The following is a 25,444-nucleotide window of genomic DNA, read 5'->3' on the forward strand; positions in this document are numbered from 1 at the left end:
GCCCCACGACGGCAGCCCCGCAAGAGCCAACCGGCCGCAGGGCACAAGAAAGCCCGACGGCGGTAACCGCCGTCGGGCTTTCAGCCAACCAAGGTCAGCCGCGGACCAATGTCCCGCAGCCGTCGACCTCGAAGCCCTTTACCCACGACGGGATAGTCACGACAATCCAGGCGGAGCCGTAGTAGTTGTCGTAGATGTCGTCAAGAGTGCCGCCGAAGCCGCTCAACATCGCCATGTAGCAGGAATCACCGGAGCCGTAGCCGTAATAGTCGCCGGGCAGGATGTCGATGCCCACCCGGTAGATTCCGTCCTTGGTGATGCTTGTGGCCCTTGCACCCGTGGACGGGACCGTGGTCCAGGCGCCACAGCCACTGGACTGGAACCCGACGTCGCCGGGAAGGATCTGGACGTAGGTCCGGGCCGATCCGTAGTAGTTGGCCTTGATCTCGGCGAGGCTGTTGCCAAAGCCGCTAAGCCGCGCCCAGTAGCAGCCGCTGCCCGTTCCCGTCGCTTTGTACAGGCCCGGCTTGATCTGCGTCCCCACCCGGTATGTGCCGTCACCGCGAAGCACCGTCACAGCCCAGACCGGGAGCTTCAGTGCCGGGCTCATCGTGACCCGGGTGTCCGAGTAGATCAGGCTGGCGGATACGCGGACCGTGATGGACCGGCCGTTGTCCGCGGCAGCGAGGCGGTAGGTGCGGTAACGCGCGCCGGAGATGGCGGCACCGTTGCGGTACCACTGGTACGCGTAGGCCGACGGCGCGGGGGAGTAGGTGCCCACGTTGGCGGTCAGTGTGGAGCCAAGTGACGTTGCCCCGGTGATTCTCGGAGCAGTTTTCAGCGTGATCAGTGCCCGGCCAACAGTGACCGCACCGGTGGTGACCGACCGTGTTGCATAGCCGGGCTTGGAAACCGTGACCTTCACGTTCACCCGTGAACCGATGTAGCTCGGGTTGAAGTACAGCGCGTAGCCGGTGCCGCCCCTGACTGCCACGCCGTTCCGGTACCACTGATAGCGGATTGTCGTGCCGGCGGGCCAGCCCTGGGACACCTTCACGGTGTTGCCGTAACGGTGGGTTCCCACGACGCTCAGGGGCTTGGTGGCAACAATTGTCCCCGCCGCGATCGTGCGTGCGGCGGAGAAGCGGTCAACGGTGACGAAGCCTGCCTTGGTTGCCCGCACCCGCACCTTGAGTGCTTTGCCGTAGTCGGCAGCGGAAGTGGTGTACGTACGGCCTACCGCGCCAGTGATGGCCGCCGTTCCGCGGTACCACTGGTAGGACAGTACGGCACCGCCGGGAGCCCACGTTCCTGCATTCGCCGTCTGCACCTGGCCCACGCGGGCGGTTCCGCTGACGGTGGGCACGGGCGCGGTTGCGAAGGTCGCGGTGACGCCGGTGACCTGAACGGAGGACAGTTCCACCGAGGTGAAGCCCGGAGCTGACAGGGTCACTTTGGCCCACAGCTTCTGCCCGACGTCTGCGGAGGTGACTGTGTAGCGCGAGGTTGTGGCCGATCCGATGGCCGCGGTGCCGCGGAACCACTGGTACGTCACGGTTCCCTGGTTGGCGGAGTTATCCCACTGCGGAGTGCCCAGCGACAGCTCCTGGCCGACGGCAGGCCTGCCGGCCACGGCGTTGCTCCAAACAACGCCTGTGAAGGCGGCCGGGCGCACAGTGACGGCTGCGGCGGACGCTTCGGTTCCGGGAGCCTGGGCCTCCGACGACGCCACGACAGTGAGCTGAACGCTCTTGCCCGCCATGGACGGGGCGATGCTCAGCACATCCGCTTCGCCGACTGCGTGACCGGCGGTCTGGACGGGAACGCCGTCGACGGTCCAGCTGTACTGGATCCAGCCCGCGCCGCTCCATTGACCGCCCGTGGATGTGAGGGTGCCGCCGACGACGGGGTCCCCGTCGATGGCCGGAAGGCTGATGTTTTCGGGAGCGGCCGGTGCCACCTCCGCAGGCACTGTTTCCGTTGGCGTGGCCTCGGCCGACGGCTGTCCTTCCGATGCCGGATCTACGGGTGCCGGGTCGGCCGGAGCCGGATCAGCCGGAGCCGGATCTACGGGTGCCGGATCTACGGGTGCCGGGTCGGCCGGAGCCGGATCAGCCGGTGCCGGATCTACGGGTGCCGGGTCAGCAGGAGCCGGTGCGGGCTCCGTAACAGTCCCGGTTTCCACCGGCAGCGCCTGTGCTGCCGGAGCCATCAGAAGTCCGGCAAGCAACGCCATGCTGCCGGCTGTGGCAATGCTCCTGGTCAGCAGACCAGGGCGCGTCCGCGTACGGACGTTTTCGTGCAGAGACAACTAGTGTCCTTCCCCCATGTTGAGACGATGTTGAGACCGATCGGTGATCCCGATCGGAGTTATTGTAGGGCCCGTCACAGACAATTTCGGTCCGCCAACCGCGTGCCGGACAGCCGCAGGGCACTTGTCGCAATATGACGCAGCGTTACCTTGCGTGAACTGGTGTTTCCGCGCCGTTGGCCGGGCCCGTAACACAGCCCTACCGTTGATCCATGGCAATTCAGGACATTTACCCCACGGCGCTGCGCCTCCTCGGCCGCCCCGTGCTGGTGGTGGGCGGCGGACGCGTTGCTGCGCGCCGCGCGAAGGGCCTGCTCGACGCCGGTGCCCGCGTCACCGTGGTCGCCCCCGAGGCCACCGCCGCGGTCCGCGAACTCGCCGATGCCGGCCTTCTCACCTGGGAGCCCCGTACCTACCGGTCCGAGGACGTCGATGGCGTCTGGTTCGTTCAGACCGCCACCGGTGATCCCGCCGTTGACACCGCGGTAGCTTCCGACGCCGAAGCGCAGCGCGTCTGGTGCGTCAACGCCTCCGACCACGAATCCTCCGCAGCCTGGACGCCCGCCGTGGCCGTGGTGGACGACGTCAAGATCGCCGTCAACGCCGGGGGAGACCCGCGCCGTGCGATGGCCCTGCGCGACGCCGTCGCCACCGCCCTGGAATCGGGCGACCTGCCGCTGCGCCGCCGCCGTATTTCGAAGGACAGTGCCCACCGGGGATCGGTGGCCCTTGTCGGCGGCGGCCCCGGCGACACCGGCCTTATCACCGTCCGCGGCCGCCGGCTGCTCGGCCAGGCCGACGTCGTCGTCGCTGACCGCCTCGGCCCCCGTGAGCTGCTCAATGAACTTGCGCCGGACGTGCGCGTCATCGAGGTCGGCAAGACCCCCGGCCACCACCCCGTGCCGCAGGCCGAGATCAACCGGATCCTCGTCGAGGAGGCGCTCCAAGGTCACCGCGTGGTGCGCCTCAAGGGCGGGGACCCCTACGTCCTGGGCCGCGGCGGTGAGGAAGCAGAATTCTGCCGCCAGCACGGCGTCGAGGTGGAAGTGGTTTCCGGTGTGACATCCGCGATCTCCGTCCCCGCGGCCGCCGGCATTCCGGTCACACACCGCGGCCTGGCGAAGGGCTTCAGCGTGGTCACCGGCCACGAGGAACTCTCCGAGGTCCCGGCCCGCGCCGACCACACTGTGGTGCTCCTCATGGGCGTGGGCCAGCTGCGCGAATCGGCGTCCGCCCTGGGCAACGCCGGCCTGCCCGCGGACACGCCAGTTGGTATTGTTGAAAACGGCTACCTGCCGGACCAGCGCGTCACCATCGGCACCCTCGGCACCATTGCCGATCAGGCCGAGGCCGCCGGTGTCGCCAATCCTGCAGTGATCGTCATCGGTGACGTTGTCCGCGTCAGCCCCTTCGCGCCGTCGCACTTCAAAACCGCTGACTACAGCACCACCAGCCCCAACAAGCCCCGCACCAGCACCACCCGCGTTCTCACCCCCTAGCCCCCGTTCCCCAACTAGGTAGCAGCAGATGTCGTTTTGAGCCCTCAAAACGACAACAACTGCGACCTAGTTGGGCGGGACCGAAGAAAAGGAACACAGCCGTGTCAACCAGCACCACCGTAGGAACCGCCGCCCGCCCGTTGCGCGTGGCCGTCATCGGATCCGGCCCGGCCGGCGTCTACGCAGCGGACATCCTCACCAAGAGCGAGGCCGTCAAGAGCGGCGAGCTGACCGTGAGCATCGACCTCTTTGACCGCTACCCGGCACCCTACGGCCTGATCCGCTACGGTGTGGCCCCGGACCACCCGCGCATCAAGGGCATCGTCAACGCCCTGCACAAGGTCCTGGACCGCGGCGACATCCGCTTCTTCGGCAACGTCGACTACGGCACGGACCTCTCCATCGAGGACCTGCGCGCGCACTACGACGCCGTCATTTTCGCTACCGGCGCCATCAAGGACGCCGACCTGAACATCCCGGGCATCGAACTCGAGGGCTCCTTCGGTGGCGCCGACTTCGTCTCCTGGTACGACGGACACCCGGACGTTTCCCGCGAATGGCCGCTGGACGCCAAGGAAATCGCCGTGATCGGCAACGGCAACGTGGCCCTCGACGTGGCCCGCGTCCTCTCCAAGCACGCCGACGACCTCCTGGTCTCCGAGATCCCGGACAACGTTTACGCCGGCCTGAAGGCATCGCCCGTCACCGACGTCCACGTCTTCGGCCGCCGCGGCCCCGCCCAGGTCAAGTTCACCCCGCTGGAGCTGCGCGAACTGTCCCACTCCAAGGACGTGGACATCATCCTGTACCCGGAGGACTTCGAGTTCGACGAGGAATCCGACCGCCAGATCCAGAGCAACAACCAGACCAAGACCATGGTCGGAACGCTCACCAACTGGATCGCCGAGCAGCCCGAGGACCTTTCCGAGCTCAAGGCCTCCCGCCGCCTGCACCTGCACTTCCTGCACAGCCCGGTGGAGATTTACGACGACGCCGAGAACCCCGGGCGCGTCAGCGGCATGAAGTTTGAGCGCACCGAACTGGACGGCACGGGCAACGCCCGTGGCACCGGCGAGTACGTCGACTACCCGGTCCAGGCCGTCTACCGCGCCATCGGTTACTTCGGTTCCGCCCTGCCGGAGATCGAGTTCGACCACAAGAAGGGCGTCGTCCCGAACGCCGGCGGCCGCGTCCTGGACGCCTCCGGCGAGCACGTCCCGGGCATCTACGCCACCGGCTGGATCAAGCGCGGACCGGTGGGCCTGATCGGCCACACCAAGGGTGATGCCCTCGAGACCGTGACCTTCCTGCTGGAAGACCGCGAGAACCTGCCGGTTGCCGAGGCGCCCGCTGACAGCGCCGTCGTCGACCTGCTTGAAAGCCGCGGCGTGGAATACACCACCTGGGAAGGCTGGCTGGCGCTGGACGCCCACGAACTCGCCCTGGGCGCCGAGGCCACCGCTGCCGGCGGTTCGCACGGCGTGGAGGTTGTGCGTGAGCGCATCAAGGTGGTGCCGCGCGAGGACATGGTCTCCATCTCCCGCGACGGGATCGCCGCCAGCGTCTAGTACCTAAAGCAACGCGGGGTCACTTCGCGCCCAATAATCCGACTGGATTGGGCGGGGAGTGACCCCGCGTTGCTTTAAGCACGCTGCTTCAAGCGCCCGCGCCGCCGGCGGCCATGAGCTCGAGGCGCTGCAGGGTTTCCCTGTTGCGCACCGTGATGATCGGGTCGCGCAGTGCCTTGGGTACCGCCAGACCGGGACCGCGGACGGCGTCCTCGGCCATCGTGACCCGGCACTGCTCGCCCAGCTCCTCGAGGGTGATGATGACCTTTGCCTCGCCGATCGGCCAGCCGCGCGCGATCAGCTCCAGCCGCTGGCCCGGCTCGGCGGCCGTCACCTTGGTTGAATCGTTGATGAGCAGCGGCCATGCACCCACGGAGTGGTGGAGCAGGGCGCCGACCTCAGGCCAGTGCGCGTCCACGGAACGGATTCTCGAGGCACCCACCACCCAGCCGGAATAGAGCCAGCCGTCCGCGATCACGGTCCAGACTGCTGACGCGGGTGAATTGAAGACCTGCGTGACGGTTGACATGGTGTTCCTTTCGTCGGCCGTACCCTGGCGCCCGGTGGTGGAGTTCCGATTCGCAGCTTTGAGCCCGGCGGGATGAGGGTCGCCAGAACCGCGCGGGACGGGGCGCCGGGCGGTGCGGTATGAGCGCTCCCGGAGCCGGCGGGCCCAAGGGTAGGTTCTGGCGCCGGGCAGGGGATGCTTCAGGGGGTCGAAGCGGATGGCCGTGTCCCCGCCATCCGTGCCCCCGCCGTCGGGAGCGGCCCTCAGGTGCAGCACGCCGGCCTGCACCCACCGGCCGGCCGGGGTGGCGTACAACAGCGCCAGTGTCCACTCACCGCTGGCCAGCGGCTCCTTGAAGTTTCCGTTCGTGTCCGGCCTGCCTGTGGCGCGACCCGGCAGAGACAGCGTGCGCAGTCCCAGAAGGATGGGGCCGTTGGTACCCTTGTACGGCATCAGCGTGGTGAACCTGGCCGTGCCAACGTCCAGCTTGGGGTGCAGCATGAACCGGCCCGGCACGCCCCAGCCGGTGGAAGCAAACAGGACATCGCCGACGTCGGCGCTGTCGCCGACGCCGTCAAAGTCACCGGAGCCGCCGGAGCCAGCACCCGTCCGCAGCGCCAGGCCCAGAATGTCCGGCAGCGATTCAGGGAGACCGACCGAACGGGAAAACCGCCCGCGCACCTGGCGCGTGCCGGCGTCGTCGAGCCAGGAGACCCCGCTCAGCCCCGGAAGACCTGCTGCTGTGCGGCCCGCGGCGCCGGTGAGCGTCAGTTCCCCAACAAGGCTGATGCCCCGCGGATGGATGGGGCGGACGGGGCGCACTGCTTTGATGGCCCGGAACACGGCGGCGAAACCGCGTCCGGCGAGGTCTGCCGCCCGGTTAGACTTCCGATTTGGCGCCCCGCCCGGATCGCCGCTGAATCGTCCTTTCATGCGTCGCCTTCCCATGACCAGAGCCTTTCCATGACTACATCGTGCCGAACTTTGACCGGACCAGGGCGAAGATTCCGTAGCAAATGAAGCCTGCGCCGATGGCAAACAGCAGGTAGGGCCCGTACTCGTGGTCGCGCAGCGCCTTCAGGCTGCCGTCGAGACCGGTGGATTCTTCGGGGGTGTGCTTGGCGGCCGCGATGGCAAATAGCAGTCCGGCCAGGAACAGTGCGATGCCTTTGGCCACGTGTCCGGTCACACCCAGGGAGTCGATGAGTTTGCCCCGGCGGGTGCCGTCGAAGTGGAAGAGCTCCTCCTTGAAGCCCCGCCGGAAGCCTTTCACCACGAAGTAGATCCCCACGCCGATGACGGTCAGGCCAAGGGCGCTGAGGATCACGCCGCCAAAGGGATTGCTGAGGAGGGCCGCGCTCACGTCCCTCGTCGACTCGCCGGAGTCACCGCGAAGCCCCACCGCAAAGCCGCCGAAACTGAGCCCTACACTGCCGTAGGCGATTGCGAGGAAGCCCGAAGAGATCAGCTTCCCGATCCGTTCCTTGTGCGGCAGGCGTCGGGCCCGGAGGGTGGCCTCGCTCAGCTGCCACAGGGAGAGTCCCGCGCAGCCGATCATGCCGGCCCACATGAGTGCCGGTCCCCAGGGGTTGGCGGCCAGTTGTTCGATGGCGCCGGTGGCCTCGGCCTCGCCGGGGTGCCCGAAGGCCAGGGCAATCGCGATGGCGCCCACGATGATGTGCAGCAGGGCCATGACAGCGAAACCTGAACGCGCGACGACGTCGAGCGCCTTGGTGTTCGATGCAGCCTCCGCGGCATCGGCCGCTTCGCTGATCGTCGAGTCGTTGTCCGTAGTGCCCTCCGGTTAGCCGTTCTGCCTTTAACCAAACGGCGCTTAGCCGTTCATTGGCCCTTCCGCGTGGATGCGCTCCGAGCCCTCACCCACGAGCTTCACCGTGCAGCGCACCACGAGGTCGTCGGGTGCCGTGTCGATGTCGACGAGCGCGTCGCCCGCGCTCAGGACGGTGAATACTTCCGAGCCAGCCTCGACGTCGAAGCCCTTGCTCTTGGCGGCCTGCGTTGCGTTGGCCAGCGCCTCACGCTTCAGCCCGTCCACGTACGACTGGTCGTCCTCGCGTTCGGAGTCGCCGAATGCCCAGCCGAAGAGTGTTCCTGTTGATCCCATGGCGTTGATTTTACGCACAGAACCGTTGAAATTACGGGCTATCGTAACGTTAGTAAGTGTGCTTACCATGTGGGGACCATGTCTTTGGTACGGCTGGCGGGCTCCTGTTCGCAGGGTCTGCGGCAGCCACTGATCCGGATTGACCCTCTCGTACTAGGAAGGACATCATGGCGGGAAATCTTTTTGCGCGGTCTGTTCATGACCTCACGGCAGCGGCCTGGTTTGGCGGCTCGCTGATGGGTGCCGTCGGCCTCAATGGAGCCGCCGCGGAGGCGAAGGACCCGGCCGAGCGCACGCGCCTCTCGAGCCGCGGCTGGATGAAATGGGCTCCGGTCCAGACGGCCGCTTTCGCAACCCACCTGCTGGCGGATCTGTTCATCGCACTGGAAAACAAGGACCGGATCGCCCAGCAGGAGGGCGTGGCCCGGGACACCATCTACAAGACGGCGGTCACGGTGGCGGGAGCCGCGGTGACCCTGTATGCCGGCGTGCTGGGTAAGAAAGTGGAAAAGCTGGCCGACCAGGGTGCCGAGGGTGCCACAGAACCGCGGCCCGGCACTTCGGAGAAGCTGCAGTCTGCGCAGAAGCAGCTGAAGGCCTTGCAGTGGACCATTCCCGCCTTTGCCGCCTCGGTTATTGTCCTGGGCGCCAAGCACGGCGAAATGCAGCGGCCCAAGAATGTCTTCAAAGGCCTGCGCTGACGGCCTCCCTGTAACGCAATAGCGAAGTAACGCAATAGCGAAGTAACGCAATAAAGAACGACGGCGGCCGGGCACCGAAAGTGCCCGGCCGCCGGCATGCTCGGTTCGCCCCCGCTGCGGGGTGATTACGTCGGCTGGCTGTCCGCCGGCTGCAGGTCCGGGTTCATGTCCTGGAGGTGGGGGTCCTCGGCGGTCCACACCTGGATGATCGCCCATGTCACGGCCGCCAGCGGAACGGACAGGACCGCGCCGATGATGCCTGCAAGGATGGTGCCCGCCGTCAGCGCCATCAGGATGACGAGGGCGTGGAGCTGCAGGGACTTGCCCATGACGATCGGCTGCAGCAGGTCGCCTTCGAGCTGGTTGACCGCGATCACCACTGCCACCACGATCAGCGCCACGACTGGCCCGTTGGCGACGAGCGCCACCAGGGCGGCGAGGATTCCGGCCACGGTTGCCCCGACCAGGGGAATGAAGGCGCCGATGAACACGATGATGGCCAGCGGGATGGCCAGGGGCACCTGCATGATCAGCAGCGCGGCGCCGATGGCCACCGTATCCACAAGTGCGACGATGGCCGTGCCGCGGACATAGCCGCCAAGGACCTCGAGGGTCCGCTTGCCGACACGCCGCAGCCTGGCCTCCCGTTCCCCGGAGAAGGGCCGCAGCAGGAAGTTCCAGATCTTCGCACCATCCTTGAGGAAGAAGAAGAGGATCACCACCATGAGGCTCGCGCCGGCCAGGAACTCGGTCACCACGGACAGGCCGGTGATGGCACCGGACCGGACCTGGCTGCTCGTGGCGAACTGGACGGCGCCTTCCCGGGCCTGGTTCAGCTGCTCCCGGTCGATGGCGACGGGGCCGGAGAGCAGGAAGGTTTCCAGTTCATCGAGCCCCTTGGACGCCTGCTGGACCAGGTCGCCCCACTGACTGCGGACGGAGAAGTAGATCACGGTGCCCACGCCAGCCAGCAGGATCAGCAGGGCCACGAATGCCACGGCCGTGGCCGCCCCGCCTGGCAGTCCGCGTCGCCGCAGCAGGTTGACGAACGGCCCGATGGCGGCGGCGAGGATCAGCGCTATCAGCACTGGAATGACCAGCAGCCGGACCTGCAGGAGGCCGTACACGGACACGGCCGCCACGGCCAGGACCAGCAGGACCTGGGCGCACCGGATCCCCACCCTTCCCAGGTTGTCGGACCACAGCTCCCGGGGCGGTCTGTGTTCCGGTTGCGGGGCTGCCTTGCGGGGCGTGGACGGGCCGGGTGCGAGTTCTTGGAGCGGGTCTTGCTCGGACAGAGGGGCTGTTCGGGCCACGGGAACTCCTTGTCGTCAGCGGGCAACGGGCACTACCTGGCTTGCCGGCCGGACAGCTTCCCAGTCAGGTAGTAAGCCTACTGATGTATCGGAGCGCGACGAAACCCGCACTGAACTTTTGGAGCAGCATCTGGGGCAGTGACCCTGGCGTCGCAGCGGCCCCCCTTCGGGGGTCCACGTGTTCGGCTACTCCCGCAGCCACTCCGCGCAGGAGTTGAGGTTCCGGTGGACGCTGGCCACGGCCGCATCGCCGTCGTGTGCTTCGATGGCGTCCACGAGGTCTCCGTGGCCGGCTTCCGGCAGCCCGTTGAAGCCGGGGCGCCGGTGCTGGTTCAGCAGGTCGGCGTGGAACACGTCGCCGAAGCTGACGTACAGCTCGTGCAGGAGGGGGTTGCCGGAGGCCTGTGCCACCCGCTCGTGGAAGCCCCAGTCGGCGGCGGCCCAGCGCGCATAATCCTCGGCGTTCCAGGCCTCCTCACGGTCGGAGAGCAGCGCGCGCATGGCCACTACGTCGTCGGCCGTTGCATGCCGGGCGGCGAGGCGGGCCGCCTGCGTGTCCAGCCCCACGCGGACCTCGAGCACGTGTTCGTCCGTGTGTTCCTTGTAGAGGCGGCGGGCGGCCCCGGAGATTTCGCTGATGGCGCGGACGTAGGTTCCGTCGCCGCGGCGGACCTCGAGCATCCCGCTGTGGGCCAATGCCTTAACCGCTTCACGCAGCGTCCCGCGGGACACGCCCAGCCCGGTCATGAGCTCGGATTCAGACGGAATGCGCTGCTGCAGCGGCCACTCGCCCGTCTGGATCATCCCGCGGAGCTTGGCGGTGACTTCGTCCGCCAGCGGCTGTCGGTGCGACGTGCTCAGTGTCATGGTGTCCTATTCTTCCATTCCGGCGGCGCTCGTTCCCGCTGTGCCGGCGCCGGTGGCGCTCACTCCACCGGCCCTGCCGCTGCTGAGCAGGTGCGCCACAACAATCTGGACCAGGGCGATGACCAGGAGCAGTGCCAGCGGCAGCGTCCAGCTTCCCGTCGCGCTGTGCAGCAGGCCCATGCCGAACGGGCCGACGGTGGCCAGGAGGTAACCGGTGGACTGAGCCAGCGTGGACAGTGCAGTGGTCTCGGCGGTGTTGCGGCCGCTGCGGCTGATGATCACCATCACCAGGGGGAAGATGCCCAGCCCGAAGCCCAGCAGAACCGCGGGGATGACGGCCAGCGAAACGGGAAGCAGGAGGAGCGCGGCAATGCCGGCCGTCATGGTGAGGGTGGCCAGGTAGACGGCGGGACGCAGCATCCGCGGCCGGGAACCGATGGCGATCAGCACCATGCCGGCCGGCACCGAGACCAGCTGCATGATGCCGAACATCAGGGCGCTATCCGCCGGGCTGAGGCCCATGGTGGTGAGCATGTACGGGAACCAGCTGAGCAGCGCATAGGCGAGCAACGCCTGCAGGGTGAAGATGCCGGTGAGCAGGCGGCCGGTCTTGGTGCGCAGCAGCGGCCACGGGGAGATGTGTCCGGCTGCTTTCCGGGCAGTGTTGCGGTGGGCGTGCAGAGTCACGGGCAGGAAACCCAGGAATGCGGACAGGGCGAGGATTCCGATGGTGCCCAGCCCGGCCGACGGCGACCCCAGCAGATGCGACAGCGGAACCACGACCACGGCCATGACGGTGGCGCCGCTGGTCATGGTCACCGTGTAGACGGCCGTCATCAGTGATGTACGTGCGGCGAAGTGCTCCCGGATGAAGGACGGCATGGACACGTTGCAGACAGCCAGGCCGGACATCCCCACCACCGTTCCCACCACCAGCATGCCGGTGGTGGGAATGCCCCGGACCAGCAGCCCGGCCGCCAGCATGCCGAGCGAGAGCAGGATGGCCTTTTCGACGCCGAGCTTCCCGGTCAGCCAGGAAGTGGCGGCTCCGGCCACGGCGAAGCACAGCGTGGGAATGGAGGGGATGATCGAGGCGACCAGCGGGCCGTAGCCCAGAACCTGCTGTAAATCGTGCAGCAGGGCCGAGGCGCCGGTGATGCCGGCCCTCAGGTTCAGGCCGATGAGCACCAGGGCAATGACGCCGGCGACGACGGCGGTGCGCGGCTTGGTCGGGTACGTGGCTGCGGTCGCGGGTGCTGAGGAAGTGGTCGCCATTCCTTAACGTTAGACGTTTGACGTTTGATGTCTAGAACTTTGTGGGGAACCTCTCGCGGGCACCCCGGCCCGGGCATAGACTCGGGCCAGCAGGCGCATCGCGCGCAGCAACCCGGCAATGGGAAAGGATGCCGCCCAGCCATGACTCCCGAAAGCCTTGAAACGGAGAAGAAGAAGAAGTACGACGTCGACGCCGGCACGGCGCTGCCCGACCTCGCCGCCATTCCCGGTGTGGGCGGCGTGGGTGAGCCGCACGCCGCTGAACTTGAAGCCGTCTACTTCGACACCGAGAACTTTGTTCTCGCCTCCCGCCGCATCACCCTGCGGCGGCGCAGCGGCGGGGCCGATGCCGGCTGGCACATAAAACTGCCGTCGGATGCCGGGGCCACGGCCGGGTCCGCGTCGGAGGAGGGGCCGGGATCCCGCCGGGAGATCCACGCCCCGCTGGGTCAGGCCGACGTCGCTCCCGAGAAACTGCTGGCGCACCTGCACGCCTACCTCCGCGGAACGGATCCCGCACCCGTGGCCCGCCTGACTACACGGCGAACCACCCATGCACTCTACGGGGACGACGGTGTGCATCTCGCCGACTTTGCCGATGACACCGTGGAAGCCGAGCTTCTTCAGGGGGCAGGCGAGAAACCGGCAGGCCAGAAGCAGCAGTGGCGCGAATGGGAACTCGAGCTGGTTCACGGCGAGCCGGAGGTGTTCAAGGCGGCAGCATCAGTCCTTGCCGCGGCCGGTGCCCGGCCGTCAGCGCACGAGTCCAAGCTTCGGCGGGCACTGGGGGCGGCGCCGAAAGCCCATGTCAAGGAAACTGAAGGCACTCGCGAAACTCAAGGCGGGGGAAAGCAGCCCGGCGGTAGGAAACCGGGCAAGAAGTGGCCGGCGTCCGCCGTCGTAAGCGCGTACCTGGCCGGGCAAATCAGCGAGATCCTGGCCAACGACGCGCGGGTGCGGCTGGAGGAACCCGATGCGGTCCATGCGATGCGCTCCGCCACGCGCCGGGTGCGGTCGGCCCTCGCTGTCTACCGGAAGCTGTACGGCCGGGGCGCAGTTGGCCGGCTGCGCGACGAGCTCAAGTGGCTGGGCCGGATACTCGGCACGCCCCGTGACGCCGAAGTCATGCTGGACCGGCTGCGGACGAATACCGGCAAGCTTCCAACGGGGGCGGCGGCCGACGACGTCAAGCGGCGGATCGAGCGGGAGCTGGACACCAGGCTGGACGCCGGTTACCGAAAAGCGCAGGAGGTGCTCCTCACCGAGCGCTATTTCCGCCTCCTCGATGACCTCGAAGACTTCCGGGACCACCCGCCCGTCCTGCCCGCGGCCGGGGCGCCGGCGCGCAAGAAGGCCCGCAAGCTGGTGGGCAAATCAGCCAAGCGGCTGCGCCGCGCCCACAAGGCTGCGTCACAGGCCAAAGACGGTGCTGGTGAAAAGCCCGGAATGGAGCTCAAAGAGGCCACGGCGCACGAAACCGCGCTGCACCAGGTGCGGAAAGACGCCAAGCGGCTGCGGCACGCGGCCGAGACCGTGGATCCCGTCTTCGGCAAGCGCGCTGCGAAGCTCGCCAAGGCGGCGCACAAGCAGCAGAAAATCCTCGGCGACCACCACGACAGCGTGATGGCGCGGATTTTCCTGGGGAAGCTCGCCGGCGGCCCGGACCTGCCGGAACCGGTGGCCGAGGCCTACGGCTCGCTCCTGAAGCGGGAACAGAAGAGCGCCGCCAAGGCCGAAGCCAAGTACCGCAAGGCGCACCGGAAGTCCCGGAAGGCAATTCGGCGCGGAGTGGGGTAGCGGGGCGGACGGTGGATGAGCAGACAGGCCGGCATGCATCGCGCCCGTGGAACACAGTCATCAGCCTGGCCCACGTGGACGCGGGCATGGTCCCTGAGGTGGGCGGCAAGGCTGCCAACCTCGGTGTGCTCCTGGCCGCCGGATTGCCGGTCCCGCGCGGCTTCTGCGTCACCACCGCGGCCTACCGGCGGGTAGCGGCGGCGGCAGGAGCGGAACCTTCCGGGCCGGCGGAGCAGACGCGCAGCAGGCTGGCGTCGGCTTCCTTGCCCGGGGACATCGTCGAGGCGATCCTTGCCGCCTACGCTGGCCTCGGCGGGGACACTCCGGTGGCCGTGCGATCCTCCGCCACTGCCGAGGATCTCCCCGAAGCGAGTTTCGCGGGCCAGCTGGACACGTACCTCAACGTCGTCGGCCCGGACGCGCTGTTGGATGCGGTCCGCCGCTGCTGGGCCTCCCTGTGGACGGACCGGGCCGTGGCCTACCGCGCCGATCACGGGATTGACCAGCGCCCGGTCGGGATCGCCGTCGTTGTTCAGGAAATGGTGGACGCCGCCGTGGCCGGGGTGATGTTCACGGCGAACCCGCTGACCGGCCGGCGCCTGGAAACCGTGATCGACGCCGCGCCCGGACTCGGCGAGGCGCTGGTCAGCGGGGCCGTAAACCCGGATCATTTCACAGTCGATGCCGCCACCGGGGAGATCCTCCAGCGCCACTTGGGCGACAAACTCATCGAAAGCCGGCCCGCACCGGGAGGCGGGACCCGGTTGCTGCACCGGCAGGACGGCGCGCGGCAGGCGTGCCTGACGGATGAGCAGATCCGCTCGCTGGCCAGGGTCGGGACCTGGGTGGAAGAGCTGTACGGGGAGCCGCAGGATCTGGAGTGGGTCATCGAACCGCGCGGCGGGATCCGGGTGGTGCAATCGCGTCCGATCACCACGCTGTTTCCCCTGCCCGAGCCCCACAGCCCCGAGCCCCACAGCCCCGACGACGGCGCCCGGGCGTACCTGTGCGCCAGCCTCCTGCAGGGGCTGACCCGGCCGCTGACGCCTATGGGCCTGGCATCCTTCACGCTGATGAGCGACACCTACCGGCCGACAGTCGCCGGGGACGGAGCGGAGGCCTACCGTTCCGCCCAGATCGGGATGCGCATGTTTGTTGATGTTACGTCGCTGCTGCGCAGCAAGGGCGGGAGGCGGGGTCTTCTGAGAGCCATGAAAGCGGCCGACGCCAGGTCCGTGGAGGTGCTGGCCTTTCTGGCTGAAGACCCCCGCTTCGCCCTCACCAAGGCCTCCAGCCTGGCGTCGCTGAAAGCGGGGCTCCGGTCCTCGCCGCCCCTTGGCCTGCTTGGGCACGTCCTGCTCGCGATGGTCAATCCCGCCGCCGGGCTGGAACGGGTCAGGGAATCGGACCAGGAACTGGACCGGATGCTGGTGTTGCCGGAGCCGGCTTCAGGCGCCGTGCGGGTGGATTTCGTGGAACGCTTCCTCACCAAAGACATCACGCCCGCCGTGATGCGGGTGCTGCCGCCGGCGGCCGCAGGGTATCTCTGGCTGGGTCTGGCACGGCTGCTGCTGGGCCGGCTCGTGCAGGCCGGCGACCTGCAGGCCGTACTGCGCGGACTGCCGCACAATGTGACCACCGAGATGGATCTGGAGCTCTGGCGGACCGCCACTTCAATCCGCGAGGACCCGGAGTCCGTCCGTGCACTCACCGGGGAAGACCCGCAGATGCTCGCCGGCCGCTACACAGAAGGATCGCTGCCCGCCGTCTGCCAGGGCGCTCTGCGTAGCTTTCTCGCCAGGTACGGACACCGCGCGGTGGCCGAAATTGACCTCGGTGTTCCCCGCTGGGGCGAGAATCCCGCCCACATCATTAACGTCCTGGCCAACTACCTGAAGCTGGCGGACGCGGAGCTTGCACCGGACCGGCTCTTCCGGCGGGCCGCAGAAAAGGCCGAAGCCAAGGTTGCCGAGCTGGCCGAACGTGCCGCCCGATCCAGGGGAAGGTTGTTCGGCAGAATCATTGCACACAGCCTGCGGCGGGCACGGGAAACCGCCGGCATGCGCGAGTACCCCAAGTTCCGGCTGATAACAGCCTTCGCCGTCCTCCGTCGCCAGCTCCAACTGGTAGGCGAGGAACTCGCGGGCGCGGGCCGGATCGCGGTGCCGGACGACGTCTTCTTCCTGGACCTCACCGAAGCCCGGGTGGCGCTGCGCGGAGCGGACCTCCGCGGCCCCGTCGCCGAACGCCGCCAGAGCTACCACCGTGAACTGCGGCGGAGGCGCATCCCCCGCCTGTTGCTTTCCGATGGCACCGACGTCGAGGCGGCCATGGCCGCGCAGACCCGTGCCGCGCCGTCCGGGGACGGGCAGCCTCCGCCGGGAACCCTGGTGGGGACGGCAGCCTCCGCCGGCACCGTCACAGGCAAGGCAAGGGTGATCCTGGACCCGGCCGGCGCGCACCTGGAGCCGGGCGAAATTCTTATTGCGCCGTCGACTGATCCGGGGTGGACGCCGCTGTTCATGACCGCCGGGGCGCTGGTGATGGAAATGGGCGGACCCATATCCCACGGTGCCGTGGTGGCCCGCGAATACGGGATTCCCGCCGTCGTTGGCGTTCCAGACGCAACCACGCGGATTCGGACCGGGGACACTGTCACCGTGGACGGAGCCGCGGGGATGATTAGGGTGGACGCGGAGAGGCAGGAGGCGCCGTGAGCACTTTCGTTCTTGTCCCGGGCGCCGGGGGAGTGGGCTGGTACTGGCACCGGCTGGTTCCGGAGCTGGAACGGCTGGGGCACCAGGCCATTGCGGTTGACATCCGCGAGGACGACCCCCGTCTGGGACTGCGGGACTACGCCGATATCGTGGTTGCGGCCATCGGTGATCACCGCAGTGTGGTGCTCGTGGGCCAGTCCCTGGGCGCCTTCACGGTCCCCGTCGTCGCGGGGCGGGTGCCGGTGGAGCTGATCGTCCTGCTCAATCCGATGGTTCCGCTTCCGGGTGAGACGCCCGGGGAGTGGTGGGAGGCCACCGGCCAGCCCCAGGCCCGCGAGCTTAATGACAGGCTGAATGGACGCACCGGCGATTTCGATGAGCGCGTGCACTTCCTGCACGACGTTCCCCCGGAGGTAATCGCCGCGGGTGCCGGCGAGCAGCGCACCCCCTCCGACACGCCGTTCGGGCAGCCCTGCGAGATCGACCGCTGGCCGGACGTGCCCACCAGGGTCCTGGTTGGCCGCGATGACCGGTTCTTCCCCCTGGACTTTCAGCGCCGCGTGGTCCGGGACCGGCTGGGCCTGGGGATTGACGAAATCCCGGGCGGACACCTGGTTGCCCTGAGCAACCCGGTGGAGCTCGCGGGCCGGCTGGATGGCTTTGCCCGCGGATCCCTGTGACGGAGCGGATCCCTGCGGCAGCGCGGTTCCCTGTGGCAGGGCGGTTCCCGTCGCAGGGCGGATCCTGGTGACAGGGCGGTGAACCGGCGGCTCAGCTGGCGTGCCGGGCCCCCAGCCGGGCCACCGCCAGTGCGAGCCACAGCTGCACCCGGTCGGCGGTGACCGAGGGGTCATACCCGGTGAGTTCGGTGATCTGCGCGAGCCGGTAGCGGACCGTGTTCCGGTGCAGGGTGAGCGCCTCGGCCACCGCGGCAACGGAGCCGTTGTTGTTCAGGTAGCTCTCCAGCGTGGCCATGAGTTCGGCGCCGTGGGCGGCATCGAAGCTCCGCAGCGGGTCCAGTGATTCGTTGGCCATGTCCGCCAGCGGCACGTCCTCACTGGCCAGGAGCAGGGAGGTCAGGCTGAGCCGTTCGGGCTCGTTCACCGGCAGCCCGTGACTGGCGGCATCACGGGCCTCGAAGTAGCTCCAGCGCAGGCCGTTCGGCTTGGTGTACGCGCCGCCGATGCCGATGGTGGCGTGGATGCCGGCCTCGGCGAGGTGGTCGCTGAGGCTCCTGGCCATCGCCGCGGCGCCGCGACCGTCGTCGGCCACCACTGTGACCAGGTCCTTTCCGACGACGGCGGTCACCGCGTTCTCCAGCGACTGCGGCAGTGAGGAGCTGACCAGCTGCTTGTGGTGCGCCTCGGAACCGGCCAGAATCACCACGTTTTTGCGCGTGCTGTTGATGCCCGTCCCGGCCAGGCGGCGCTGGGCCTCGCTGGGGTCCAGGGTCCCGTGGATCACATCCTCGAGCACCTGCCCGCAGAGCGCCCGCTCCGCCTGGCGCTGCTTGACCATGTTATTGAGTTCCACGCTGATGAGGTTCTGCGCATAGCCGATGATGCCGGAATCCTCGAACGGCTGCTTCACCCAGAGCGTGCACGCATCGCGGCGCCCGGTGGGGATGGGGTAGGTGGTCCAGGAGTCCGCGGTCGGCGGCTCGCTGCCGCTGTTGTACAGCTGGGCGGTGAACTGGGTGAGTGCGATCTCGGTGCGGAGCATGCCGCCCAGGTGCCGCAGGAGCTCGGCCAGGCCGCCGCCGGTCAGCAGCGCACGGGCCAGGATCTGGTGCCCGGCGATGAGACGCTCAAGCTTCGAATAGTGGTCGGCGGACTGTGCGTCGGCCACGAGTTTGCTGATGGCGATGAACGGGGTGCCGTACGGCACTTCGACCACCGGCAGCCCCCAGCGGTTCGCCTCGGCGACCAAAGCCGGAGGGACGGCGTCGTGCGAGAGGCCCACGCCGAAGCCGATCCCGACGGCTCCGGCGCGCTGGACCTGGCGCACGAAACGGCGCTGTTCGGGCGCACTTTTCATCCTCAGCCCGGTGGTCAGCACCAGTTCGCCGCCGTTGAGGAAGCGCTGCGGGTCCTCCAGCTCAGTAACCGCAACCCAGCGGATGTCCTGGTGCGAAGTGGTCTCCGCAAGGCTGGATTTCTTGAGTCCCAGAGAATGCACGGCCAGCAGCGCCGCGAGGGAAATTGCCATGGACCAAGGGTAGCGGCAGGCTGGCCGATCGCACTAAAGCCTTGGTTCAAGGGTGTGCAGGTGGCTATTCCCCGCTGTGTCGGGCTGGAATAGGCTCGAGTCAGCCGCATCACACCATTCAGGACGAAAGAGGTTGTACACCGTGGTTCAGACCTTGCAAAACTTCATCAACGGAGAGTTCGTTACGCCTGCGGGCACGGGCCTGATCGACATCGTGAACCCCGTGACCGGCGACGTGGTGGCCAAGTCGCCCGTTTCCGTGGCGGCTGATGTCGACGCCGCCATGGCCGCAGCCAAGGACGCCTTCAAGACCTGGAAGCACGTGACCCCCGGGCAGCGGCAGCTCATGCTGCTCAAGCTCGCCGACGCCATCGAGGCCAACAGCGACGAACTTGTCGATGCCCAGCACCGCAACACCGGCCAGGTCCGTTCCCTGATCGCGTCAGAGGAAGTGGCAGCAGGCGCCGACCAGCTGCGCTTCTTCGCCGGTGCCGCCCGCATTCTCGAAGGCAAGTCCGCCGGTGAGTACTTTGAGGGCCACACCTCCTTCGTTCGCCGCGAGCCGATCGGCGTCGTGGCCCAGGTAGCCCCGTGGAACTACCCGTTCCTGATGGCCATCTGGAAGATCGGCCCCGCCCTCGCAGCCGGCAACACCGTGGTCCTGAAGCCCTCCGACACCACGCCCGAATCCACCCTGGTCCTGGCGCGCCTGGCCGCGGACATCCTGCCGGCAGGGGTCCTGAATGTCATCCTCGGCACCGGCGAAACCGGCGCGCTGATGGTGGAGCACAAGGTCCCGGGCCTCGTGTCCATCACTGGCTCCGTCCGTGCCGGCATCGCCGTCGCCTCGGGCGCTGCGAAGGGCCTCAAGCGCGCGCACCTGGAACTGGGCGGCAAGGCCCCGGCCATCGTCTTCAAGGACGCCGACATCAAGAAGAGCGCCGCGGCCATCGCCGAGTTCGCGTTCTTCAACGCCGGCCAGGACTGCACGGCCATCACCCGTGTCCTGGTGGAGGACTCGGTGCACGACGACGTCGTGGCCGCCATGGTGGAACACACCAAGACCCTGCACACCGGCTCCCAGAACGACGAGGACAACTACTTCGGCCCGCTGAACAACGTCAACCACTTCAAGGCGGTCAGCGCCGTCGTCGATTCCCTGCCGGCGCACTGCCGGATCGAGACCGGCGGCCACCGCGCCGGCGAGAAGGGGTTCTTCTTCGAGCCCACCATCGTCACCGGCGCCAAGCAGACGGACGACATCGTGCAGAAGGAAACCTTCGGCCCGGTCATCACCGTGCAGAAGTTCAGCACGGAACAGGAAGCCGTGGACCTGGCCAACGACGTCGAATACGCCCTGGCCTCCAGCGTCTGGACGTCCGACCACGGCACGGCCATGCGGCTCAGCCGGGACCTTGACTTCGGTGCGGTCTGGATCAACACGCACATCCTGCTCACCGCCGAAATGCCCCACGGCGGCTTCAAGCAGTCCGGCTACGGCAAGGACCTCTCCATGTACGGCGTCGAGGACTACACGCGCATCAAGCACGTCATGTCCGCACTTGACGCATAGCCCCACCGGCGCCCTAACCTCGCTCCGCTCGGCCAGGGAACCCTGCCGGCGTGGGCCCACTCCTCCGCAGTAAAGAAAGAAACACCATGACCACCACCGCCAACGAAATCACTTACCGCCTCGAGCAGAAGCGCCGCGTCCAGGCCGACTTCCCGGGCCCCAAGTCCGTGGCCCTGACCGAACGCCGCAAGGCCGTGGTCGCCGCCGGTGTCGCCTCCAGTGTTCCGGTCTACGTCGCCGACGCCGACGGCGGCATCATCCACGACGTCGACGGCAACTCCTTCATTGACCTCGGCTCGGGCATCGCGGTGACCAGCGTCGGCGCGTCCGATCCCGCCGTCGTCGGTGCCGTGAAGGAGGCCGTGGAGCACTTCACCCACACCTGCTTCATGGTCACCCCCTACGAGGGCTACGTCGCGGTCGCCGAGCAGCTGAACAAGCTCACGCCGGGAGCCCACGAGAAGCGCACCGTCCTCTTCAACTCGGGCGCCGAAGCCGTGGAAAACGCCGTCAAGGTGGCCCGCCTGGCCACCGGCCGGGACGCCGTCGTCGCGTTTGACCACGCCTACCACGGCCGCACTAACCTGACCATGGCGCTGACCGCCAAGGCCATGCCGTACAAGACCAACTTCGGCCCGTTCGCGCCCGAGGTCTACCGCATGCCCATGAGCTACCCGTTCCGCGAGGAAAACCCGGAGATCACCGGTGCCGAGGCCGCCAAGCGCGCCATCACCGCGATCGAGAAGCAGATCGGCGGCGACCAGGTGGCCGCCATCATCATCGAACCGATCCAGGGCGAGGGCGGCTTCATCGTTCCGGCCGAAGGCTTCCTGCCGGCGTTGTCCGCCTGGGCCAAGGAAAAAGGCATCGTCTTCATCGCCGATGAAGTCCAGTCCGGCTTCTGCCGCACCGGTGAGTGGTTCGCGGTGGACCACGAGGGCATCGTTCCGGACATCATCACCATGGCCAAGGGCATCGCCGGCGGCATGCCGCTGTCCGCCATCACCGGCCGCGCGGACCTGCTGGACGCCGTCCACCCCGGCGGCCTCGGCGGCACCTACGGCGGCAACCCGGTGGCATGCGCCGCCGCCCTGGCCTCCATCGGTTCCATGCAGGAGTACGACCTCAACGCCCGCGCCAAGCACATCGAGGAACTGTCAGTCGGCAAGCTGCGCGAGCTTGCGGCTGCGCTTTCCGGCGGCGCCGGAGGTTCCGTGATCGGCGACATCCGTGGCCGTGGCGCCATGCTGGCCATCGAGCTTGTCCAGGCCGGTTCCAAGGAGCCCAACCCGGAGCTCACCAAGGCCGTTGCCGCCGCCTGCCTCAAGGAAGGCGTCATCATCCTCACCTGCGGAACCTACGGCAACGTCATCCGCCTGCTGCCCCCGCTGGTGATCAGCGACGAGCTGCTGCTGGACGGCCTGGAGGTGCTCGCCGCGGCCATCAAGGCCAACGCGTAGTTTACAAAGCGCTTCGAGCGCGAACTGGCAGGTAATTCCCTCGAAACGCCAGTAACGGGGCATTAGCTGCCAGTTCGCGCTGGGCTGTACGACGACGGCGGGCCGGGTACCAAAAGGTGCCCGGCCCGCCGTCGTTGTTGCCGCCGTCGGACTCCCCGTTGTATTCCGGCCCGCCGCCCGGAGAGCCGCGGTAGAGTCATCCTCACCACTGCACTTCACGCCGCAGACCGGGGAGCGCCGCCGGGAACCGGGCATCGGTCTGCACTACCCAAAGAGGGGTTTCGCATGCGATACGTAGTCGGTTACACACCCACCGAGCGGGGAGCGGACGCCGTTGCCCTGGGCACGTCACTGGCTCTGGCCCAGGGCGCCGAACTGGATTTGGTCTATGTGGTGAAGCCGGGCACCCCGTACGTGGCCCTGAACCCGGAGGGCAGCCGGGTCAGCGCCGCGGAGCAGGAGGTGCTGACGGCAGAACGGGAGGGCCTGGCCCTGGTTCCGGAGGGGTTGCCCGCGCAATTCCATGTGCGCGAGGCCGATTCCTTCGCCGGCGGCCTCATCGACGCGGCGGTGGAGTTCGACGCCGGGCTCATCGCCGTGGGCGCCGCCAGCGCCGGCCTGTTCAAGCGCTACACGGTGGGGTCTGTGGCCAATGCGCTGCTGCACGCCTCCCCGGTACCGGTGGCACTTGCGCCGCGCGGCTACCAGCGGACGGCACCCGTTACCCGCCTCACCCTGGCCGTGGGGAAGCGGGCCGGCGCCGAGGCTGCCATCGAGACCGCGATCAGGGCAGCGAAGCGGCGGGGCGTGCCGCTGCGGCTGGTGTCGCTGGTGGAGCTCGACGCCGCCGGTGACGCCGGGGAGGCGATCAATGCCGCACACATCCACGCGAACACCGTTCTGACGGCGGCATCGGGGAAGGTGCCGGCCGGGCACGAGGTCGGCGTGGCTGTAGCCCACGGCCGCACCATTGAGGAAGCCATCGACGGACTCGAATGGGACGACGGCGAGATCCTCATTGTCGGGTCCTCGCGCCTGGCCGAGAAGAACCGCATGTTCCTCGGCAGCACGGCCAACAAGGTCCTGCGCGCACTGCCGGTGCCCATGGTGGTTGTGCCGCGCGACTACGACCGCCCTGACTCGGCACCCTGATCGGTCTTGCCCTTCCGGGCGCGAACGGACAGTTGGGCCCCGGCCCGGGGGGCTTAAGTGTTCGCTCGCGCTGCGCGCCGGGCTTAAGTGTTCGCTCGCGCTTCCCTGCGGGCGAGCCGCTTGGCCGCTGAAGTCTTGCGCGTCGCGGCCAGCATGTCCACGGTGAGCACCAGCAGGGCAAGCCACACGACGCCGAAGCCGATCCACCGGTCCAGCGTCATGGCCTCGCCGAACACCACCAGGGCAACGATGAACTGCAACACGGGTGCGAAGTACTGCAGCAGCCCGATGGTGGTCATGGGCAGCCGGCGTGCGGAGGCGCCGAAGAACAGCAGCGGCACGGCCGTGATGACGCCCGACGCCAGGAGCAGCCAGAAGTGCCCGGGGCCGTGGGTGGTCAGCGACGCAGTCCCGCTCACCGCGAGGAAAATCAAGGTGGCCGCGGCCAGGGGAGCGAGGACGATGGTCTCCACGGTGAGGCTGGTGATGGCGTCGACGCGCGGCCCCACCCGCTTCTTCACGAAGCCATACAGGCCGAAGCTGACGGCCAGAGTCAGGGCGATCCAGGGCAGCTTCCCGTAGGACACGGTGAGCACGCCCACGGCGATGAAACCGATTCCGACGGCGGCCCACTGCAGCGGCCTGAGCGTCTCCTTCAGGACGAACACGCCGAGAAGGACCGACACCAGCGGATTGATGAAGTACCCAAGTGAGGCCTCGACTGCCTGCCCTGTGGTGACGCCATAGGTGTACGTCAGCCAGTTCACCGCGATGAGGCCGGCAGCGGCCGCCAGGGTCCAGAGCACGGAACGGTTCCGCAGGGCAGCGCCCAAGACCCGCCACGCCCGGGTCACCGTGATCAGGAGGGCGCAGAAGATCAGGGACCAGACCACCCGGTTGGCCACGATTTCCACCGCACCGGCCGGCTGCAGAACGAAGAAGTACAGCGGAAGCAGCCCCCACAGACCGTAAGCGCCGATGCCGAAGAGGATTCCCGCCGTCGTCTCCTTGTCCACCGCCTTGGGTGCGCCGGGCAGACTGGGTGCGCCGGGGACACTGGGTGTACCGGGCTTGCCGGGACTGGTCATGCCCGAGGGGGCGGCACCGGGTGAAGGGGCAGTCGGCAGAGCGGAGGAGACGGATCCGTCGGGGTTAGGCACAAGACCCATAACACCATCTTACGGAGCGGTATTCCGTCTGCCACGGAGCAGTGTCGCCTGCCGAAGCAATTTAGTCAGTAGGCTTGCCATTATGAGTACGACTCACCGCCGGGCGACGGCCCGATGAGGCTCCGTCACAGCAACGCTTCCGGCCGCGGTTACCGGCGGGTGAGGGCCGGAACGGGGTTCAGCTACAGGGACCTGGACGGTTCCACGCTGCCGCCCGGACCGGTCCGGGACCGGCTGGAGGGCATTGGTATTCCGCCAGCCTGGACAGACGTGTGGATAGCGCCGTTCGAGAACGGGCATATCCAGGCCACGGGTCTGGACGCCGTGGGCCGCCGGCAGTACATCTACCATCCGGAGTGGCGCGAACGGAAGGACCGCGTGAAATTCGACCGCGCGCTCCAGCTCGCCGAATCGCTGCCCACCGCCCGGCGGCTGGTCACCATGGATCTGAGGTCCGACGGCGTCACCCGCCAGCGCGTTCTGGCCGCGGCTTTCAGGATGCTTGACAGCGGCTCCCTGCGGGTGGGGTCGGAGCGGTACACGAACGAAAACGGCAGCCACGGGCTCGCCACCCTGCTCTGCGCCCACGTCCGTGTCCGCAAGGAATGCCTCTTCCTCAGTTTCCCGGCCAAGAGCGGCAAAACCTGGGAGTCCCGTATCGACGACGCGGACCTTGCGCCTCTGGCCCAGGCTCTGAAGCGGCGCGGCGGCAACGCGCGGCTGCTCGCCTACAAGAACGGCCGGACGTGGCACCCCGTGACCAGCGCCGACATCAACGGCTACGTCAAGGAGCGCACGGGCGATGACTTCACCGCAAAGGACTTTCGGACCCTCCGCGGAACCGTTGCGGCCGCCGTCAGCCTGGCCCGGAGCGGGCCGCAGAAGACCGAGGCAAGGAGGAAGCGGGCCATCAGCGTCGCCATGATGGAGGCGGCGGCGGTGCTGGGCAACACGCCGTCGATCGCCCGCAAGAGCTACGTGGACCCCCGGCTGCTGGACCACTTCGCGGCCGGTGAGACGATTGACCCCAAACGGGTGGATTCGGCGGAGTCGGAGCTGCGGGCACTGCTGTACCGCGAGGGCGATGTGGTGCCGCTGCGCAAGAGCGGCTGACGCGGGCGGGCCGTCCTGGGGGCGAGCCGGGGCCGCAGGCCGTCACGGAGCGCCGTGCGCCGTAACGGGCGGGACGCCCGTCCGG

The 25,444-nt window shown here is 68.0% G+C and carries 19 protein-coding genes; 10 read left to right on the forward strand and 9 right to left on the reverse strand.

Annotation, left to right across the window (positions count from 1 at the left end):
• Positions 1 to 94: 94 nt before the first annotated feature.
• Positions 95 to 2,311, reverse strand: a complete 2,217-nt coding sequence (locus AC57BR_RS21125; protein WP_496364167.1) for an Rv1352/Rv1906c domain-containing protein — start codon at positions 2,309 to 2,311, stop codon at positions 95 to 97.
• A 212-nt stretch (positions 2,312 to 2,523) separates the two neighbouring features.
• Between AC57BR_RS21125 and cobA the strand changes: the two genes are divergently transcribed.
• The gene (cobA, locus tag AC57BR_RS21130; RefSeq protein WP_496364169.1) at positions 2,524 to 3,810 is read left to right on the forward strand and encodes a uroporphyrinogen-III C-methyltransferase; all 1,287 of its coding nucleotides are present in this window, start codon (positions 2,524 to 2,526) and stop codon (positions 3,808 to 3,810) included.
• A 101-nt stretch (positions 3,811 to 3,911) separates the two neighbouring features.
• Positions 3,912 to 5,378, forward strand: coding sequence for an FAD-dependent oxidoreductase (locus AC57BR_RS21135; protein ID WP_496364171.1), 1,467 nt, complete (start codon positions 3,912 to 3,914; stop codon positions 5,376 to 5,378).
• An 88-nt stretch (positions 5,379 to 5,466) separates the two neighbouring features.
• On the opposite strand, the gene AC57BR_RS21140 is transcribed toward AC57BR_RS21135, so the two are convergent.
• From AC57BR_RS21140 to AC57BR_RS21150, 3 genes are all read right to left on the reverse strand, one after another.
• Positions 5,467 to 6,819: an SRPBCC family protein gene (locus tag AC57BR_RS21140; RefSeq protein WP_496364173.1), complete on the reverse strand. Its 1,353-nt coding sequence runs from the start codon at positions 6,817 to 6,819 to the stop codon at positions 5,467 to 5,469.
• A 34-nt stretch (positions 6,820 to 6,853) separates the two neighbouring features.
• Positions 6,854 to 7,579, reverse strand: coding sequence for a DUF1206 domain-containing protein (locus AC57BR_RS21145; protein WP_496364175.1), 726 nt, complete (start codon positions 7,577 to 7,579; stop codon positions 6,854 to 6,856).
• Positions 7,580 to 7,720: 141 nt separating this feature from the next.
• The gene (locus tag AC57BR_RS21150; protein ID WP_496364177.1) at positions 7,721 to 8,011 is read right to left on the reverse strand and encodes a hypothetical protein; all 291 of its coding nucleotides are present in this window, start codon (positions 8,009 to 8,011) and stop codon (positions 7,721 to 7,723) included.
• Positions 8,012 to 8,178: 167 nt separating this feature from the next.
• Between AC57BR_RS21150 and AC57BR_RS21155 the strand changes: the two genes are divergently transcribed.
• The gene (locus AC57BR_RS21155; RefSeq protein ID WP_496364179.1) at positions 8,179 to 8,712 is read left to right on the forward strand and encodes a hypothetical protein; all 534 of its coding nucleotides are present in this window, start codon (positions 8,179 to 8,181) and stop codon (positions 8,710 to 8,712) included.
• A gap of 125 nt (positions 8,713 to 8,837) precedes the next feature.
• Here AC57BR_RS21155 and AC57BR_RS21160 read toward each other — a convergent pair whose 3' ends face one another.
• From AC57BR_RS21160 to AC57BR_RS21170, 3 genes are all read right to left on the reverse strand, one after another.
• Complete coding sequence (locus AC57BR_RS21160) at positions 8,838 to 9,917, reverse strand: AI-2E family transporter (RefSeq protein ID WP_496365200.1); 1,080 nt, start codon at positions 9,915 to 9,917, stop codon at positions 8,838 to 8,840.
• A 297-nt stretch (positions 9,918 to 10,214) separates the two neighbouring features.
• On the reverse strand, positions 10,215 to 10,895 hold the full coding sequence (locus AC57BR_RS21165; RefSeq protein WP_496364181.1) for a FadR/GntR family transcriptional regulator: 681 nt from the start codon (positions 10,893 to 10,895) through the stop codon (positions 10,215 to 10,217).
• 6 nt (positions 10,896 to 10,901) lie between these two features.
• The gene (locus tag AC57BR_RS21170; protein WP_496364183.1) at positions 10,902 to 12,170 is read right to left on the reverse strand and encodes an MFS transporter; all 1,269 of its coding nucleotides are present in this window, start codon (positions 12,168 to 12,170) and stop codon (positions 10,902 to 10,904) included.
• 141 nt (positions 12,171 to 12,311) lie between these two features.
• On the opposite strand from AC57BR_RS21170, the gene AC57BR_RS21175 reads away from it, so the two are divergent.
• From AC57BR_RS21175 to AC57BR_RS21185, 3 genes are read left to right on the forward strand one after another with little or no spacing between them, the layout of a single operon-like run.
• Positions 12,312 to 13,967 (forward strand): CYTH and CHAD domain-containing protein, encoded by a 1,656-nt coding sequence (locus tag AC57BR_RS21175; protein ID WP_496364185.1) that lies wholly within the window; start codon positions 12,312 to 12,314, stop codon positions 13,965 to 13,967.
• Between the two features lie 11 nt (positions 13,968 to 13,978).
• Entirely contained in the window at positions 13,979 to 16,684 is a 2,706-nt protein-coding gene (locus tag AC57BR_RS21180; RefSeq protein WP_496364187.1) for a PEP/pyruvate-binding domain-containing protein, read from the forward strand.
• Positions 16,681 to 17,364, forward strand: coding sequence for an alpha/beta fold hydrolase (locus AC57BR_RS21185; RefSeq protein ID WP_496364189.1), 684 nt, complete (start codon positions 16,681 to 16,683; stop codon positions 17,362 to 17,364). The genes AC57BR_RS21180 and AC57BR_RS21185 overlap by 4 nt, the downstream gene beginning before the upstream one ends.
• A 91-nt stretch (positions 17,365 to 17,455) precedes the next feature.
• On the opposite strand, the gene AC57BR_RS21190 is transcribed toward AC57BR_RS21185, so the two are convergent.
• On the reverse strand, positions 17,456 to 18,892 hold the full coding sequence (locus tag AC57BR_RS21190; protein WP_496364191.1) for a PucR family transcriptional regulator: 1,437 nt from the start codon (positions 18,890 to 18,892) through the stop codon (positions 17,456 to 17,458).
• Between the two features lie 142 nt (positions 18,893 to 19,034).
• Between AC57BR_RS21190 and AC57BR_RS21195 the strand changes: the two genes are divergently transcribed.
• From AC57BR_RS21195 to AC57BR_RS21205, 3 genes are all read left to right on the forward strand, one after another.
• A complete protein-coding gene (locus tag AC57BR_RS21195) occupies positions 19,035 to 20,465 on the forward strand; it encodes an aminobutyraldehyde dehydrogenase (RefSeq protein WP_496364193.1) in 1,431 nt (476 codons plus the stop codon).
• Between the two features lie 86 nt (positions 20,466 to 20,551).
• On the forward strand, positions 20,552 to 21,925 hold the full coding sequence (gene gabT / locus AC57BR_RS21200) for a 4-aminobutyrate--2-oxoglutarate transaminase (protein ID WP_496364195.1): 1,374 nt from the start codon (positions 20,552 to 20,554) through the stop codon (positions 21,923 to 21,925).
• 285 nt (positions 21,926 to 22,210) lie between these two features.
• Entirely contained in the window at positions 22,211 to 23,077 is an 867-nt protein-coding gene (locus tag AC57BR_RS21205; RefSeq protein ID WP_496364197.1) for a universal stress protein, read from the forward strand.
• Positions 23,078 to 23,160: 83 nt separating this feature from the next.
• On the opposite strand, the gene rarD is transcribed toward AC57BR_RS21205, so the two are convergent.
• Positions 23,161 to 24,246, reverse strand: a complete 1,086-nt coding sequence (gene rarD / locus AC57BR_RS21210; RefSeq protein ID WP_496364199.1) for an EamA family transporter RarD — start codon at positions 24,244 to 24,246, stop codon at positions 23,161 to 23,163.
• Positions 24,247 to 24,360: 114 nt separating this feature from the next.
• On the opposite strand from rarD, the gene AC57BR_RS21215 reads away from it, so the two are divergent.
• The gene (locus AC57BR_RS21215; protein WP_496364201.1) at positions 24,361 to 25,359 is read left to right on the forward strand and encodes a DNA topoisomerase IB; all 999 of its coding nucleotides are present in this window, start codon (positions 24,361 to 24,363) and stop codon (positions 25,357 to 25,359) included.
• Positions 25,360 to 25,444: the final 85 nt, after the last annotated feature.

It is taken from the genome of Arthrobacter sp. BGA-UO-ETr-C19, from assembly GCF_059568005.1.